18 protein-coding genes and 2 pseudogenes are annotated in these 12,889 nt (G+C 47.4%); 11 read left to right on the top strand and 9 right to left on the bottom strand.

The genetic code is table 11. The annotated features are described in order from the left end of the window. Positions 1-400 precede the first annotated feature (400 nt). Positions 401-664 (bottom strand): type II toxin-antitoxin system RelE family toxin, encoded by a 264-nt coding sequence (locus tag L2082_RS15235; RefSeq protein ID WP_446009451.1) that lies wholly within the window; start codon positions 662-664, stop codon positions 401-403. Beyond that, on the bottom strand, positions 657-884 hold the full coding sequence (locus L2082_RS15230) for a hypothetical protein (RefSeq protein ID WP_446009449.1): 228 nt from the start codon (positions 882-884) through the stop codon (positions 657-659). The genes L2082_RS15235 and L2082_RS15230 overlap by 8 nt, the downstream gene beginning before the upstream one ends. A gap of 225 nt (positions 885-1,109) precedes the next feature. Here L2082_RS15230 and L2082_RS15225 point away from each other — a divergent pair, with 225 nt between their 5' ends. The 4 genes from L2082_RS15225 (at position 1,110) to L2082_RS15210 (ending at position 2,452) form a co-directional block, all read left to right on the top strand. Beyond that, positions 1,110-1,466, top strand: coding sequence for a type II toxin-antitoxin system RelE/ParE family toxin (locus L2082_RS15225; RefSeq protein ID WP_446009450.1), 357 nt, complete (start codon positions 1,110-1,112; stop codon positions 1,464-1,466). Further along, positions 1,463-1,771: a helix-turn-helix domain-containing protein gene (locus tag L2082_RS15220; protein ID WP_446009448.1), complete on the top strand. Its 309-nt coding sequence runs from the start codon at positions 1,463-1,465 to the stop codon at positions 1,769-1,771. Before L2082_RS15225 ends, L2082_RS15220 begins: the two co-directional genes overlap by 4 nt. 73 nt (positions 1,772-1,844) lie before the next feature. After that, a complete protein-coding gene (locus L2082_RS15215) occupies positions 1,845-2,150 on the top strand; it encodes a type II toxin-antitoxin system RelE/ParE family toxin (protein ID WP_446009447.1) in 306 nt (101 codons plus the stop codon). Next, entirely contained in the window at positions 2,147-2,452 is a 306-nt protein-coding gene (locus L2082_RS15210) for an addiction module antidote protein (RefSeq protein WP_446009446.1), read from the top strand. The genes L2082_RS15215 and L2082_RS15210 overlap by 4 nt, the downstream gene beginning before the upstream one ends. 33 nt (positions 2,453-2,485) lie before the next feature. On the opposite strand, the gene L2082_RS15205 is transcribed toward L2082_RS15210, so the two are convergent. From L2082_RS15205 to L2082_RS15190, 4 genes are all read right to left on the bottom strand, one after another. Next, the gene (locus L2082_RS15205; protein ID WP_446009445.1) at positions 2,486-2,647 is read right to left on the bottom strand and encodes a hypothetical protein; all 162 of its coding nucleotides are present in this window, start codon (positions 2,645-2,647) and stop codon (positions 2,486-2,488) included. Then, complete coding sequence (locus L2082_RS15200) at positions 2,644-2,991, bottom strand: nucleotidyltransferase domain-containing protein (RefSeq protein WP_446009444.1); 348 nt, start codon at positions 2,989-2,991, stop codon at positions 2,644-2,646. The genes L2082_RS15205 and L2082_RS15200 overlap by 4 nt, the downstream gene beginning before the upstream one ends. After that, positions 2,988-3,200: a type II toxin-antitoxin system RelE/ParE family toxin gene (locus L2082_RS15195; RefSeq protein ID WP_446009443.1), complete on the bottom strand. Its 213-nt coding sequence runs from the start codon at positions 3,198-3,200 to the stop codon at positions 2,988-2,990. The genes L2082_RS15200 and L2082_RS15195 overlap by 4 nt, the downstream gene beginning before the upstream one ends. A 201-nt stretch (positions 3,201-3,401) precedes the next feature. Then, entirely contained in the window at positions 3,402-3,656 is a 255-nt protein-coding gene (locus tag L2082_RS15190; RefSeq protein WP_446009442.1) for a CopG family ribbon-helix-helix protein, read from the bottom strand. Between the two features lie 441 nt (positions 3,657-4,097). Between L2082_RS15190 and L2082_RS15185 the strand changes: the two genes are divergently transcribed. Further along, on the top strand, positions 4,098-4,856 hold the full coding sequence (locus L2082_RS15185; protein ID WP_446009441.1) for a hypothetical protein: 759 nt from the start codon (positions 4,098-4,100) through the stop codon (positions 4,854-4,856). Between the two features lie 92 nt (positions 4,857-4,948). Here L2082_RS15185 and L2082_RS15180 read toward each other — a convergent pair whose 3' ends face one another. The 3 genes from L2082_RS15180 to L2082_RS15170 all read right to left on the bottom strand — a co-directional run bounded on the left by L2082_RS15180 (position 4,949) and on the right by L2082_RS15170 (position 8,157). Continuing rightward, positions 4,949-5,320: a hypothetical protein gene (locus L2082_RS15180; protein ID WP_446009440.1), complete on the bottom strand. Its 372-nt coding sequence runs from the start codon at positions 5,318-5,320 to the stop codon at positions 4,949-4,951. 68 nt (positions 5,321-5,388) lie between these two features. After that, entirely contained in the window at positions 5,389-6,363 is a 975-nt protein-coding gene (locus tag L2082_RS15175; RefSeq protein WP_446009439.1) for a cation diffusion facilitator family transporter, read from the bottom strand. A 423-nt stretch (positions 6,364-6,786) separates the two neighbouring features. Further along, a complete protein-coding gene (locus tag L2082_RS15170; protein ID WP_446009438.1) occupies positions 6,787-8,157 on the bottom strand; it encodes a DEAD/DEAH box helicase in 1,371 nt (456 codons plus the stop codon). A gap of 216 nt (positions 8,158-8,373) precedes the next feature. Here L2082_RS15170 and L2082_RS15165 point away from each other — a divergent pair, with 216 nt between their 5' ends. From L2082_RS15165 to L2082_RS15140, 6 genes and pseudogenes are all read left to right on the top strand, one after another. Then, positions 8,374-9,039 (top strand): hypothetical protein, encoded by a 666-nt coding sequence (locus L2082_RS15165; RefSeq protein ID WP_446009437.1) that lies wholly within the window; start codon positions 8,374-8,376, stop codon positions 9,037-9,039. A 28-nt stretch (positions 9,040-9,067) separates the two neighbouring features. Further along, entirely contained in the window at positions 9,068-9,409 is a 342-nt protein-coding gene (locus L2082_RS15160; protein WP_446009436.1) for a histidine triad nucleotide-binding protein, read from the top strand. Positions 9,410-9,451: 42 nt separating this feature from the next. Next, a complete protein-coding gene (locus L2082_RS15155) occupies positions 9,452-9,685 on the top strand; it encodes a hypothetical protein (protein ID WP_446009435.1) in 234 nt (77 codons plus the stop codon). Between the two features lie 136 nt (positions 9,686-9,821). After that, positions 9,822-10,986 (top strand): annotated as a pseudogene (locus tag L2082_RS15150) (ATP-binding protein). A gap of 711 nt (positions 10,987-11,697) precedes the next feature. Next, the gene (locus L2082_RS15145) at positions 11,698-12,048 is read left to right on the top strand and encodes a hypothetical protein (protein WP_446011925.1); all 351 of its coding nucleotides are present in this window, start codon (positions 11,698-11,700) and stop codon (positions 12,046-12,048) included. A gap of 533 nt (positions 12,049-12,581) precedes the next feature. Further along, positions 12,582-12,755: pseudogene (locus L2082_RS15140) on the top strand (AlbA family DNA-binding domain-containing protein); the annotation flags it as partial. Positions 12,756-12,889: the final 134 nt, after the last annotated feature.

Raw genomic sequence — 12,889 nt, 5'->3', positions numbered from 1 at the left:
TGAAGAGAAAGTTAGCTGGACGGCCAGGAAAATAGTCACATTGCTATAGGGAAGAACGCCTGAGTCTCTCCAGAGAGAGCAAAAATGCTCAACAGGCGTATATCGTTGTCGTGTCCGGGAATTGCTGATCCGCAATCGAAATAATATGAATCCATATTTAAAAAAACGTATTGAAAGGGATGCCCGGTATGTATGACAAAGAACTTATCCTGGACATCCTGCATTAAATAAGGGACAGACCACGTTTAAGGGAAGTTATTGAAAAAACCGAAAGGGTATGGCATTCGGGAACGATCAATTTCGGGTAAAAGGGGACGGATTTATTTTTCTTCTGTTGCGATGTATCACGGTGGCTACTTCAAAGATAGCAGAAAAGCGGTACGCACCCTACCCTGATCGGCTATTTTTTGTACACATCACCACGAAATCCGATCACCTCAATAGAGACTATTCTGACAGCAGCATCAACGGAATAGATGACTCGGATGTTACCGATCCGCATACGATAACTGCCTTGAAGATGCCCGCTGAGCGGCTTGATACTGTAATGCCGCAAGGGATCTTCAGCCAGTCGATCAAAGGCGGCGTTCAAACGACGAGCCGTTGCAGTATCCGCCTTGCGATAGAACTTGGCAGCCTTTTTGGAAAGCTCTATTTCATACATCACGGCGAATCGATTTCAAACTCACAGTGTTGCCGGTGCGAATATCTTCTTTCGCCTCCTGGTAATCTCTTACGAAACCGGGATCACTCATCAGCATGGCGGTTTCGTCTTCACTGCTCCTCTGTAAATCCTCCAGAAAAGCAAGCACTGCGTCAAGTTTCTCCAACGGCATTGCATTAATGGTGTTCAGAATTCTGTTCTTTGTATTTACCGTCCCCATAATATTTTCTCCTTCTCCTTAAAAATTAACAAGGTCGGACGTGCTCATTTATCCTCAGTATATTCAATTTTTTCTGGAAGCTCAAGAGCTGCGATAGAACAGGCTTTATATCGGTAACCAAGGGGGGGGGAAATCGACATAAAGCCGCTTTTCTCTCTCCAACCTTTTTTACGCCAAGACACCTCCCCTCTTGCCAAGAGTAATCCATTGGATTACAATATCCCTATGAACACAGTAGTCGAACTCCCGGAATTCATCCGTCGTGCGGAAAAATTGCTGTGTGATGCTGAGCAGAAAGACCTGATTCAATATCTTGCGACCAATCCGAAAGCGGGTGTACTTGTGCAGGGCACAGGCGGCATCCGAAAACTACGCTGGAAACGTGAAGGCTCTGGGAAAAGCGGCGGTGTCCGAGTCATCTACTATTTTCACAGTGAGCAATACCCGCTGTTTCTGCTGACCTTATTCGGAAAATCGGAAAAGACCAACATCAGTAAAGCGGAGCGGAACATGCTGGCCAAATTAACCGAAGAACTGCTGGCTACATATGGAAACCGTAAAGAAAGAGGGGGCGTAAAATGAGCAGCGCATTTGAAAGTATTCAGCAGGGACTGCGTGAATCTATTGATTTCGCAAAAGGAAAACCGATAAAGGCTGTTGTGCATGAGGTTGCACCGCCGGATGTGAAGGCGGTTCGTCAACATATAGGAATGACCCAGACGGAATTCGCTTCTGCATTTGGTATCAGTCTTGGGACGCTCCGTCATTGGGAACGGGGCGACCGTACCCCGCAAGGCCCGGCCCGTGTACTGCTGAATGTTGTGGCAAAGGAACCGAAAGCTGTGTTGCGGGCGTTGTCAGGAGGAAGGAAAACAGCTGGGATTTAATTCCCTGCCTCCGATACAGCGGGTAAAACGGAGGCGATAACAAAAGGGGTCAGACCATAGTAGCTATTTTCTGATGTCGATACAGGAAGAAGAAAAAGCTTGTCCGGTTGTAGTTTTTAAACTACCATATAGTATATGGATATGTCAAAAGTCTAACTACTTGGGTATGTTAGCGATGACGGAAAAAATATTTTTCGAATCTGTCGGGCAGGGTGTCAGCGAACTGAGGATTGATTACGGCCCCGGTTACCGGATGTACTTCGGAAAAAGCGGTGCGGTCGTGGTACTTCTTCTCTGCGGCGGGACAAAACAAAGTCAGGCAAAGGATATCAGGAAAGCTCATAAATACTGGGTCGAATATCAGCGGAGGACAACATGAAAAAAAATACTGCATCATACAAACAAGGGCTGCATGAAGATCTTGCTGACCCTGTTGAAGCTGCGGAATATCTTAATGCTGCTCTTGAAGATGGCTCACAGGAAATGTTCCTCATGGCCCTGAAAGATATTGCGGACGCAAAGGGTATTTCCGAAATTGCCCGCAGTGCGAATCTCAACCGGGAGAACCTGTACAAAAATTTTTCAACCAAAGGGAACCCGAACCTCAAGAGTCTTACATCCATTCTGCACAGTATAGGGCTGAGACTTACAGTTGATGTTGAATCTGCGGTAAAATGCTGAAAAACTCGTGTCCGGACGAACACCAATAAAAATTCATGCTGTTGCAGTAAAGCACTGACAGCATAAAAACAGGCATAATACAGCCTTGTTGGCGCAGGTGTTCCAGTGCTTCTCACGCTGCATCAACAGAGCTTCCTGATAGGTTTCTTCAGCGCGTTCAAGCCGGTAGCGAACTATATCTTCCTTGTAGTTCACAGCTCTATCCCCTCTTTCTCCACTGCTTTTTTAAAGGGTAACGCATCGTATTCAGGCGAAGACCACTCCTGACGGCTCCGTATAATGCTACTCACCACCTCATCATTTTCCAATTCAACATCATACAGACTGTCCTTCAGCTTTGCTATCATCTCTTTTTCCAACGGATGATCAGCGATAATCAAAAAATCCCAGTCAGAGTCATGGCGGGCTTCATTGCGAACACGAGAACCGTGTAGAATGACTTTCGCATCAGGAAGTAAACGACGAACCTCTTTCCTCACCTGATGCAAAAAGTGATGGGCATACGGTGAGTTGTTTCCCCATTGCTGAACCGGCTTCATGCTTTTTCCTCCCAAGCAACATTACAAGGCTTCCGTATTGTGCCCGCAAACCGTCCTGGCCTGCCGATTCCAAGCTGTTCCGCAAGCAGCTGTACAGATTGCTGAATTGTCCGGGCAACCTTTTGCGCTGCTCCGGGATTGTCTGCGGCAATGAACTCCACAGCGGCATCCAGATTATCAAGTGCCTTGTTTGTCCATCTTATCCGCATCCGCACCCCACCGGGCAAAGCGTTCCGCCAGCGATTCCCGGTTTGAATGAACTTAACAAGCTGAAATAATGAAAACAAGACTGGAAAAAGTTTACGAAAGACATTTCTGTCATACTGATTTTAAGAAATTAGCCGTTTTCGATCTTTTCTTACGAGATCAGTATTTTGCAAAAAGCTTTCGCAATCTATTTTTTACCTTTTTTAACCATTACAAGATGTTAAGGTGTTTTGGGTCGGGAATAGCTGGCGTTCCGCCACCTCTTTGTCTGATGCGAGGTCGCCGTTTTCAGCTTCCCGGATTCCAGATTTCACTTCATGAATAAACCATTCCTCATAACCGAGAAAACGCTGAACAGCCTGATTGACAACCCAGGTGCGTGACCTGTTTAGAGCTTTTGCCAGAGAATCCACACGCTCCAGAACAGCATCTTCCATACGAATTGTTGTTGCCTTCATGGTATACCTCTCAGGTATGTATTCAAATGTATTCATCCTGCATCATGGGTTCTTTATATCATCATACACCCTGAAGGCAAAATAAAAAAAGCGATCTATAGGGACGCACCCCATCAAAAATAGCAAAAATAGGGACCAGCCCACCTTTGGCAGAAATACCCTACCCTTGCATTCAATGCATGCTTGTGTATGAAGTCAATCACCAGCCTGGTGTTCCCTTGGATGATGTGCATTTACAACAGCCCAAAAGAGCCCAGCTACCAGAAAAAAAACACGCATGCCAATTCACCTTGCGTTGCCCGGATAAATTCCGTAAGATGTACCAGAGGATGAGTAGTTACGTCTCCATTACTCATTTGCCTTACTTGACAACAGCGTATATTTCCGTGACAACTTTTCACCCTGCTCAACAACAGGGTAAAGATGAGGTTTATAGTAACGATGCCCCTTAACGAAACACAATCTTCCAATACTGATAAAAACGCCCCGAGCCCGCAACCCATTAACCAGGAAAAAAATATAAGTAGAAGAACCGTCCTCCGAAAACTTGCTGTTGGTAGTGCTGCATTAGCTGGCTGTAGTGTCCTCCCCAACAAATGGACAACACCAATTATAGAGTTCGGCTCTCTCCCCGCCCATGCAACCACATCAGGAGAGCTTAAAGAAGTTCTGGAGTCAGTTATTGCAGACAACACATCCGAGGCTACGCCTCAACAAGCTGAGGGTAAAAAAGTTGTTGCAGCCACAGCTGAGGCAGCACCTCAAGCCACCAGTGCTGCGGGTACAGGTACATTCAGCCTGGTTTTTCAGCAGACCGTCATGCCCTGCGCCAGCTGCGGTATATGGTTTAACTCAGCACGACTTGTGGTCAAACACAGCAGCGGCACCTTTACCAGTTCGCAATCTGGTTCTCTGCTGATCAAAAAAACAAGGGGATCGGGATCATTTTATGCAGATATGAGTTCTATTCCCGCATCTGCGACAATCCATAAGGCAACCCTGATTATGTCGTTGAATACCCATGAAGGAATCGCCAATTCTGATAATCAAAGCGTTATAAAAGTATATGATAAGCCCAGCGGCAACTACGTACGAACAATAACCGCAGCTCATGATATTAAAGGGAGGGGTTATAGCAAGTCAAACCCCAATGTCCCCATTGATTTTACCAACTACGCCAAACAAATGCATGGCAAGTAATTGATTCAAAAATAAATACTTTGCCCTTATTGCGAGTAATGCAGGGGCGAACCTGTGTGTTCGCCCTGTTTGTCCTATCCGCCCTGTTCTCTCTACTGACCAGCAACCCCAAAATTCCGTAAAGCTGTACGAAAGGCATTGGCCGGGCTGAACAGGGCATCGCCAATAACAATGGCATAACCAAACCAATGAAAAAAGGTCAGAGGCTCATTCAGGGCGAAAACCATATAGGTGAGCAGTGCTGTTGAGGCAATCACGGCAAGAACCGAAAAGGTGGTATCAAGCAGAAAGGACACCACTCCGATATCCCCTGATTTGATAAACTCGACAAACAGCACTGCCACAGCCACTCCAATAAAGGTGTAGCCGGATGGACCTTCCACGGAAATATTCAGCTCATGGATCGCCACCAGATAAATGATGGGGACAAAAATCCAGGGGATCCTTCCCAAGGTCTTGAACATAAAATTCTCCCTTTATTCGTTAAATGATGGACAGACGCAACAGTAAGGTGCAACAGATACAACTTTCCTTATAATGCATCTCCTATAGGGTGTAAACAGCTTTGCTCGTCATCACCTTCTTTAAGTTTTTTAGAAGGATGATAATGCACATAGACTTTACGGAGCATTTCAATCCCGGTAAGCAGCTTGCTTTCAACCCTGTCAGCAATCTCATTTCCTTTCCAGACCGTTAAGTCACCGTCAAGACAGATGACCAGGTTCACAACAAGATAAGGACCAAAACGATGGGCATGAATATCTTCAATCGCCTCTACCTCAGTCACATCCTCAAGCAATCCATAGATTTCACGGGCTAGTTCCTCACTGGGTACATTATCCATCAAATCAGATGATGCCTCACGAAGGATGTCAAAGCCTGTTTTTGCCATAATGACCGCCACAACAGCCCCTGCAACAGGGTCCACCCAGGAAGCACCTAATTGACTCAACTGAATCCCAAGAGCAGCTGCGGCTGAGGCAAAAATATCATTCAAATGATCCCGTGCCAGAGCCTTAATAGCCAAGTTTCCTGTCTCTCGCCCAACCCTGCTTGCCTGTACCATGAGCAGTATCTTGACGAAGATGGTTGCCAGTGCCACATACAGGGCAAACTGCCCTATGGGGTAGGAAGGCTCTTTGCCAGTAAACAGCTTAAAGGCAGAATCAATGGAATCCCAAAAGATGGCTGTACCTGTAGTGATGACAAAGGCACCGATAACCAGGGCTGCAATGCTCTCCAGCTGATGATGGCCATAGGGATGGTTTGAGTCGGCGGGTTTTCCTGAAAGCCGGACAAAGATCTTGACCGCGATAAAATAGATCACGTCAGAGATTGAATTAATCCCGTCAGCCAGCAGGGCCTGACTATGCCAGACAATCCCGGCAATGACCTTGACCAGGGCAAGAATGGTGTTGGCAAACAGGCCAACATTGACAACGGTTTCCGCTTTTTTGCGGCGTTTTTCCGTATTACTGCATCGCAGTGGACTGAGAAGTTCTGTCATGAGTCTGTCTGTTCAGTAAGATAAAGAAACCGGGAGCATCTCTCCGGAGAAACCGTTGCACCGTCTTCAGGGGCGCAAGAACATAGGTATACAGCCAACGCAGGAGAACATAAGTATATCTTGACAGGATGATATACGCAATAGATGTTTGCCGTACGGTCCCGGAGAGCAGGGAGCAGGACAGTCCCCGCTGCGAACCGGACTTCCCGCTTTTATTCCGGTCAACAGCATGGTCATCGTTTGATTCTGACTGGTGTCAGCATTTGATCCTGACGAGTGTCAGCGTTTGATTAAATGCAGGCATTCGGTCCAATCAAATGCATGCATTCGTGCCGACCAAATGCGTGCATTCGATCCGACCAACAGCATGCTCGGATATGTGATGAACGGCGTGCTTCCGTAGGGGCGACCGGCCGGTCGCCCCTACTGCCAACGCTCAAACATCTCAGCACGGGCAAGGCCGGAGCGATGCAGCACCCCGATCTTACTATCAACATAATCTATAACCAGGGCCTTCTTGCCCTCTGCTGGCCGCATAATCCTCCCAACCACCTGGAGAAGGCGCCCTTCAAAACGGATTGGGGTTGCCAACACCAAAGTGGACAGACCAGGACAATCAAAGCCTTCGCTGATCAGCTGTAAGGTGGACAGCAACACCTGAACCTCTCCCTTTTGCACCTGCTGGACAATTGCTGAACGAGCAGCCAACGAAATACTACCAGTAAGCATTTCAGCAACAATCCCATACTGTTGGAGACCGGTCATCAGCTCCTGACAATGGGCCACCCGGTCCGAGACCAAGAGCACCATGCTTCCCTTATCTTGCTGAACTCTCTCCTTCACATCATAAATAATCAATCTGTTCCGTTCCTGGTCCAGGGTCAGGGCCTTGATCAGCTTGGAATATTCCCCGGTATAAGGGGCAAAAAAAGCAGTCTCCTGCTGAATAAGATCTGGCCGGACCACAGCGCCTGTTTCTGTCAGCACTTCAGGGTCCACTGCATGGATCCGATCCCCCATATAGCTGTAGATCAACCGGGTCATCCCCACTTCACGCCGAAAGGCAGTGGCAGAAAGCCCCAGCATATAGAAAGTATCAAAGCCGCTCACCACCTCGGTGAACATGGTGGATGGAACCCGATGACATTCATCAACAATGAGATGACCAAAACGGGGCATCAGGTCATCCAGGCGATTACGTGCTGTATTGACAATGGCCACAGTCACAGGCCGGGGATCATAGCGCCCACCTCCTGCCTGCCCGGCCCGCATGTTCAGAAAGGTTGCGATCCTATCTATCCATTGTTCTAAAAGCTCCCGTGAATGTACCAAAATAATGGTGGGTTGCCTGCGCTCCGCAATTACCTTTAAGGCCATCACTGTCTTGCCGGAACCAGTGCCAGCCTCCAGCACCCCAAAGGAGTGCTTGCATAAGGCCTGAACAGCCTCCTGCTGGTAAGGACGTAGCTCCCCGGTAAAATCGTACTGAACAGGGGCTACCTTTCTTCGCTGATCAATAAGCACCGGATCAACACCGAGCAAACGACGACAGAGCAATACGGCACGATTGCCGAACCCCCGGGGAAAGATAAGCGTCTCCCCTTTTTCGCGATAAAAATAGAGTTTCGGTTTGATCTGGGTGCCCACCCAACGGGAGTAACGCTGTGCTGCCTGATACTTTGGATTATCCACAGTAAGCTGACCTCGAATAGCGGCCCGAAGCTCTTCCGGTGCCCCGCTGAGAAAACACTCGGACTTCACGGTGAGTTTCACATCTACCTGTGCTGCTGCCATGCCACCTCCTTTATTACAGATGTTCAGCTACCCGTTGACAATAGCATTATTTTCCTGCAAGGTCAATTTTTGCCAACAGCACCTTTCTTGTCAACGCAAATTGGTTGGTTGCACTCTGGGAAAAACGTAGTAGGATAAGCAAAACACAAACCTTGATCAGGAACCTCTCAGGAGGGACCAGTATCTCTGGATAAAACATTTTTTTGGGTTGAACACATGCTTAACGCTCACCTTTGTCGATACATCACCCTGCTGACTCTTTGCCTATGCACCCTCATCATAGGGATAACAGGAGCTATCCGCCCCAGTTATGCGGAAAAAACACCACCGCTTTCTCTGACCGTGCCCATAGCAACCCTGCACCAGAACCTGAATAAACTCCTGCCACTCCCTATTGAGCCACAGAAAAAGAATCACAACTTTCAGGGTCAATTTGTCGTGGATTCTATCAGTCAACTTCGCTTAAAAAAGAATGTCATTGCGGTACAGGGCCAACTCAGCGGCAAGAATATGACGGTCAATGCCGATGTTGGCGGCCAAACCATTCAAATCCAACTGGGTGAAATGGTTCTGCCGGTCAGCTGCGATATTGCCCTCCGTTATGACAAACAACGCAAGACCCTTTTTCTCAAGCCGACATTTTATAAACAAGCCCGAAATCACGATCCTGCAGCAGCCTCACTGGGTCCCCTGCTGGATAACCTGAGTAAGGAATATGCCCTGCCTCTGGATACATGGGCTCCGCTGGCAGGATCATTAGGGAACACGCCGTTTTTTGTTCAACTGGAACCGGTGGATATCCGACTGGGTAAAGACACTCTGGTGTTCCAGTTTCTCCCCCATGCCAGCAAGACAAGACCGGGTAGGAAAACAAAAAAATAATCATACGTTAACAAAAGAGGAGGAAGCTATGGCTGAAGACTGTCTTTTCTGTAAAATCATCCGGGGGGATATCCCTGCGGATAAACTCTATGAAGATGATGAGGTTTTGGCATTTCGGGACATTGCCCCGGTTGCCCCGGTCCATTTTCTTGTTATCCCAAAAAAGCATATCAGTGGCCCTTCCGGGGTGACTGAGGAAGACGATAAGGTTATCGGCAAGATGATGCGGATCGGCAACCATATTGCCAAGGAAGAAGGGCTTGAGCAATTTCGTCTGGTCCTTAATAACGGTGCAGAGGCGGGCCAAACGGTTTTTCACATCCACATGCACGTCATTGGTGGCCGTAGCCTGAACTGGCCTCCAGGTTGAGGAACAGACCTTTCAGGTCAGAGAAAAGAAGAGGGATGAACAATGTCGCGACATGAAACCCTTGATAATCTGAGTTCACTCCAGAAGATTATTCTGGTGGTCTCAGTGGCTATGGTAGGAATCGGCGCATCAGGGATGGTCATCAGCCTGCGCTACATGGCTACTGCCGGACCTCGCTACGTTGCAGCAGGGGCTGCGGTCTTTATCGGCTGTGCCATCTTTGTTGGTAGCGGCCTTATTGCTACAGCGGTGATTTCTACTGTTCATACGGTGTAAGCTTTGCCCAGGGTGTACCCTGGGCTGGTTAACAAGCCGCATTGGGGCATGGCATTGGGGTATGGTGTGTCAGGCACCAACTTTTACAGATTGTAAATTGCATTGACAATTCGTAAAAATATTATATGCTCGGAACATGATATCACGAGATGCGCAAGACATTCTGCTGGAAATGGCGCAGGGCTATTATGTCGTTGTGGTGACTGGCCCCCGTCAATCAGGCAAGACCACATTGGTGCAACAGGTTTTTCCCGAAAAAAAATACGTCTCACTGGAAAACCCGGATGAGCGGGAATTTGCCGATGAGGATCCAAAGCGTTTCCTGGCCCGTTTTCCCCAGGGAGCCATCCTGGATGAGGTGCAACGCTGCCCGGAAATTCTGGCCTATTTGCAGGCCAGGGTTGATGCCGACCGTCAGCCAGGCCAGTTTATCCTTACAGGGTCGCAGCAATTCGGTCTTATGTCCGGTATCACCCAGAGTCTGGCCGGTCGAGCTGGTTTGCTCGAACTCCTTCCTTTTTCCCTCCATGAAGTACAGAACGCACAATGCGCTCCGGCCACTATCGATGATCTCCTGCTCAAGGGACTGTACCCACCCCTGTACGACAGGAAACTGACCCCCGCCCTCTGGTATAAAAGCTATATGCAAGACCTATGTTGAGCAGGATGTTCGGCAGATGGTCAATATTAAGGATCTGAACACCTTTCAGCGATTTATACGGATGTGCGCCGCCCGGATCGGTCAACTGGTTAATCTGAGCAGCCTGGCGAGCGACTGCGGAATCACCCATAACACGGCAAAATCATGGATTTCCGTGCTTGAGGCCAGCTACCTGGTGTTTCTGCTTCAGCCGCATTATCGTAATTATAATAAAAGGCTGGTCAAAACACCGAAGCTCTATTTTTATGATCCTGGATTTGCGGCCCGGCTGCTGGGCATCCATGATATTGATCAGCTTTCCATCCATGCCTCCCGTGGTTCGCTTTTTGAAAACTGGGTGATTACCGAACTGATCAAGAAAAAATATAATCAAGGATTTGAAGCCAATCTTTATTTCTGGCGGGACAATACCGGCAATGAGGTGGACGTAATTATTGAGCGGAGCACCGGTTTATGCCCGGTTGAGATTAAAGCTGGCTGGACTCTCAAAGAGGATGCCTTCACAGGTCTGCATAAATGGCTGCAACTTGCCGGGCAGGATGCCGAGTATCCCTGCCTCTGCTATGGCGGCGAAGAAGGCTATGAGCGCAGCGGGGTGACAGTTATTCCCTGGCAGCGTGTGAGCGAGCTGAACATATAATCCCAAATTTGTACATTCAACACCAAACCACCTCTACAGCTTTTCCTTCCGGCGTAATCCGGGTTTCCTTGGGAAAGGCCTTCATGTAGGCGGCCTTTAAATATTTTTTCTTTTTGCATGAAGCCAAAGGGCAAGATGCCCTGCATCCTCCTTCTGATGGAGGATTGCGACCTGTGTAGGTAAAAGTACCTATAAAAAAATGGGTATATCTACGCAATTGCGCAAAGGATATTTCTATGGTATCAGAAGAAGGTTCTTTCTGCAAAGCAGAGCGAACAAATTCATGAGAGGTACTTTTTAAAAATGAGGTGTTTCTTTCTTTACTCGCACCACTCCTTTTTTACTATTAAGGCCTCAGTGGAAAGAATGGAGCGGTGCTTTTAAAAAAAGGGGTGCCCCTTTCTTTCCTCGCATTGCCCCTATCTTTCTATGGAGGTGTCAGAGTGAAGAATGGAGAGGTACTTTTTAAAAATGTGGTCGTCCTTTCTTTCCTCGCGCCACTCCTTTTTTACTATTGAGGCCTCAGTGGAAAAAAAGGAGAGGTACTGTTAAAGAAAGCAGCTCTCCTGTCTTTCCTCGCGCTTCATGTTTTTAAAAAAGTAATGGTCCTTTCTTTGCACGGAGAGGGCCTGTTTGAAAAAGCAGGATGACTGATTAAAAAAGCACGGCCTGATAGTTTCCTCGGGCCTGTGCGCAGAACAAAAGGAGGTCATGATGTTAACTGGAAGTGTGCCCAAATTGCTCAAAGAGGCTCATCAGGTCAAAGAGGCGTTGGAGAAAATAGGAGACGGGCTGCCGGATGCTATCTCCGCTGACGTGATGGCAACAAAAATTGGTGCGCTGGAAGCCAAGGTCGGTGAGATAGACGCCCTGAACGCCGACAAAACACGCCTGGTGAACGAGAAAGGGGACTTGGCCGAGGATGTGAGTGATTATATTGTCCGGTCCCGGTCAGTGGTGAAGGGGCTTTTCGGGAAGGACTCCTCAGAGTATGATATGGTCGGTGGGACTCGGGCCAGTGAGCGGAAGAAGGGGAGGAGGCATGAGGATGATGAGGAGTGAGTGAGCCTGCTCCGGGGGGAGCAGGGGGTGATTTTTTGCCGGGTGCGTGAGGAATGCGTGCCCGGTGGGTTGTGTGATTCGAACCTGCAACCTCGACCGGTAACCCGCATGGCTACGGGGTTTGATTTTGGCCTGTGATACCAAATCACATATTTTTTATTGTTCTTTGTAGGAAGTATGGTGAAAAAAAACTTGACATGCAAAACCCATTTAATTATCTTATTGGAAACCTTTTTGGTTTTTTTTTTGTCGGGTGCGTATGTAATGCGTTGCCCGGTTTTTTTGTGCCTTTTCTCTGAAGTTCGAACCCGCAGTCCCGACCTGTACCCCCCCATGGCTACGCGGTTTGATCTTGGGGTGTGATACCAAAATGAGTACATTTCATCCTGTCAACTGCTGTTTCCTCTTTACTTTACATTCAATATAGTTAAATATTTCCATGTTTGCCTGTTTAATATCCTGTTAACTTCCTCACCTTTCAGATACCTTCAACTTCTGTATAATGCACACTATATTCAACTAGGATTGATGAAATGGAAGTAATTAAAATCACCAAAAAAGAAGCAAGCCATCTTTTAGACCTCTCAGAAGATCATTTCAATGATGTGAAAAGCAGAAGAATCAAACCTAATAAACTTCAGGAAACTTTTGTTGCTTTTGCAAACTCAGATGGTGGTGATTTATATATAGGGATTGAAGATAAATCTATTAATACCTGAATCCGTGAAGCTAATGCAATAAAAAAGCATTTGATATAAAATTAATATATTAATTTTTAAGGATAAAATGTATAGTAAGTACCTGTCTGAAAATTTAACCCAGCAGGTGAAAAATGAAACGT

This window comes from Candidatus Electrothrix sp., assembly GCF_052785085.1.
Note: the sequence above shows the minus strand (reverse complement) of the source record. Positions and strands in the feature narration are given on the sequence as shown.

What these genes read in the sequence shown, in the direction of transcription:
- L2082_RS15165 (WP_446009437.1), top strand. Translation starts at nt 8,374, where the DNA reads ATGCTTAACGCTCACCTTTGTCGATACATCACCCTGCTGACTCTTTGC.
- L2082_RS15210 (WP_446009446.1), top strand. Translation starts at nt 2,147, where the DNA reads ATGAAAAAAAATACTGCATCATACAAACAAGGGCTGCATGAAGATCTT.
- L2082_RS15185 (WP_446009441.1), top strand. Translation starts at nt 4,098, where the DNA reads ATGCCCCTTAACGAAACACAATCTTCCAATACTGATAAAAACGCCCCG.
- L2082_RS15155 (WP_446009435.1), top strand. Translation starts at nt 9,452, where the DNA reads ATGTCGCGACATGAAACCCTTGATAATCTGAGTTCACTCCAGAAGATT.
- L2082_RS15195 (WP_446009443.1), bottom strand. Translation starts at nt 3,200, where the DNA reads ATGCGGATAAGATGGACAAACAAGGCACTTGATAATCTGGATGCCGCT.
- L2082_RS15145 (WP_446011925.1), top strand. Translation starts at nt 11,698, where the DNA reads ATGATGTTAACTGGAAGTGTGCCCAAATTGCTCAAAGAGGCTCATCAG.
- L2082_RS15200 (WP_446009444.1), bottom strand. Translation starts at nt 2,991, where the DNA reads ATGAAGCCGGTTCAGCAATGGGGAAACAACTCACCGTATGCCCATCAC.
- L2082_RS15175 (WP_446009439.1), bottom strand. Translation starts at nt 6,363, where the DNA reads ATGACAGAACTTCTCAGTCCACTGCGATGCAGTAATACGGAAAAACGC.
- L2082_RS15235 (WP_446009451.1), bottom strand. Translation starts at nt 664, where the DNA reads ATGTATGAAATAGAGCTTTCCAAAAAGGCTGCCAAGTTCTATCGCAAG.
- L2082_RS15220 (WP_446009448.1), top strand. Translation starts at nt 1,463, where the DNA reads ATGAGCAGCGCATTTGAAAGTATTCAGCAGGGACTGCGTGAATCTATT.
- L2082_RS15170 (WP_446009438.1), bottom strand. Translation starts at nt 8,157, where the DNA reads ATGGCAGCAGCACAGGTAGATGTGAAACTCACCGTGAAGTCCGAGTGT.
- L2082_RS15190 (WP_446009442.1), bottom strand. Translation starts at nt 3,656, where the DNA reads ATGAAGGCAACAACAATTCGTATGGAAGATGCTGTTCTGGAGCGTGTG.
- L2082_RS15160 (WP_446009436.1), top strand. Translation starts at nt 9,068, where the DNA reads ATGGCTGAAGACTGTCTTTTCTGTAAAATCATCCGGGGGGATATCCCT.
- L2082_RS15180 (WP_446009440.1), bottom strand. Translation starts at nt 5,320, where the DNA reads ATGTTCAAGACCTTGGGAAGGATCCCCTGGATTTTTGTCCCCATCATT.
- L2082_RS15215 (WP_446009447.1), top strand. Translation starts at nt 1,845, where the DNA reads ATGTCGATACAGGAAGAAGAAAAAGCTTGTCCGGTTGTAGTTTTTAAA.
- L2082_RS15225 (WP_446009450.1), top strand. Translation starts at nt 1,110, where the DNA reads ATGAACACAGTAGTCGAACTCCCGGAATTCATCCGTCGTGCGGAAAAA.
- L2082_RS15230 (WP_446009449.1), bottom strand. Translation starts at nt 884, where the DNA reads ATGGGGACGGTAAATACAAAGAACAGAATTCTGAACACCATTAATGCA.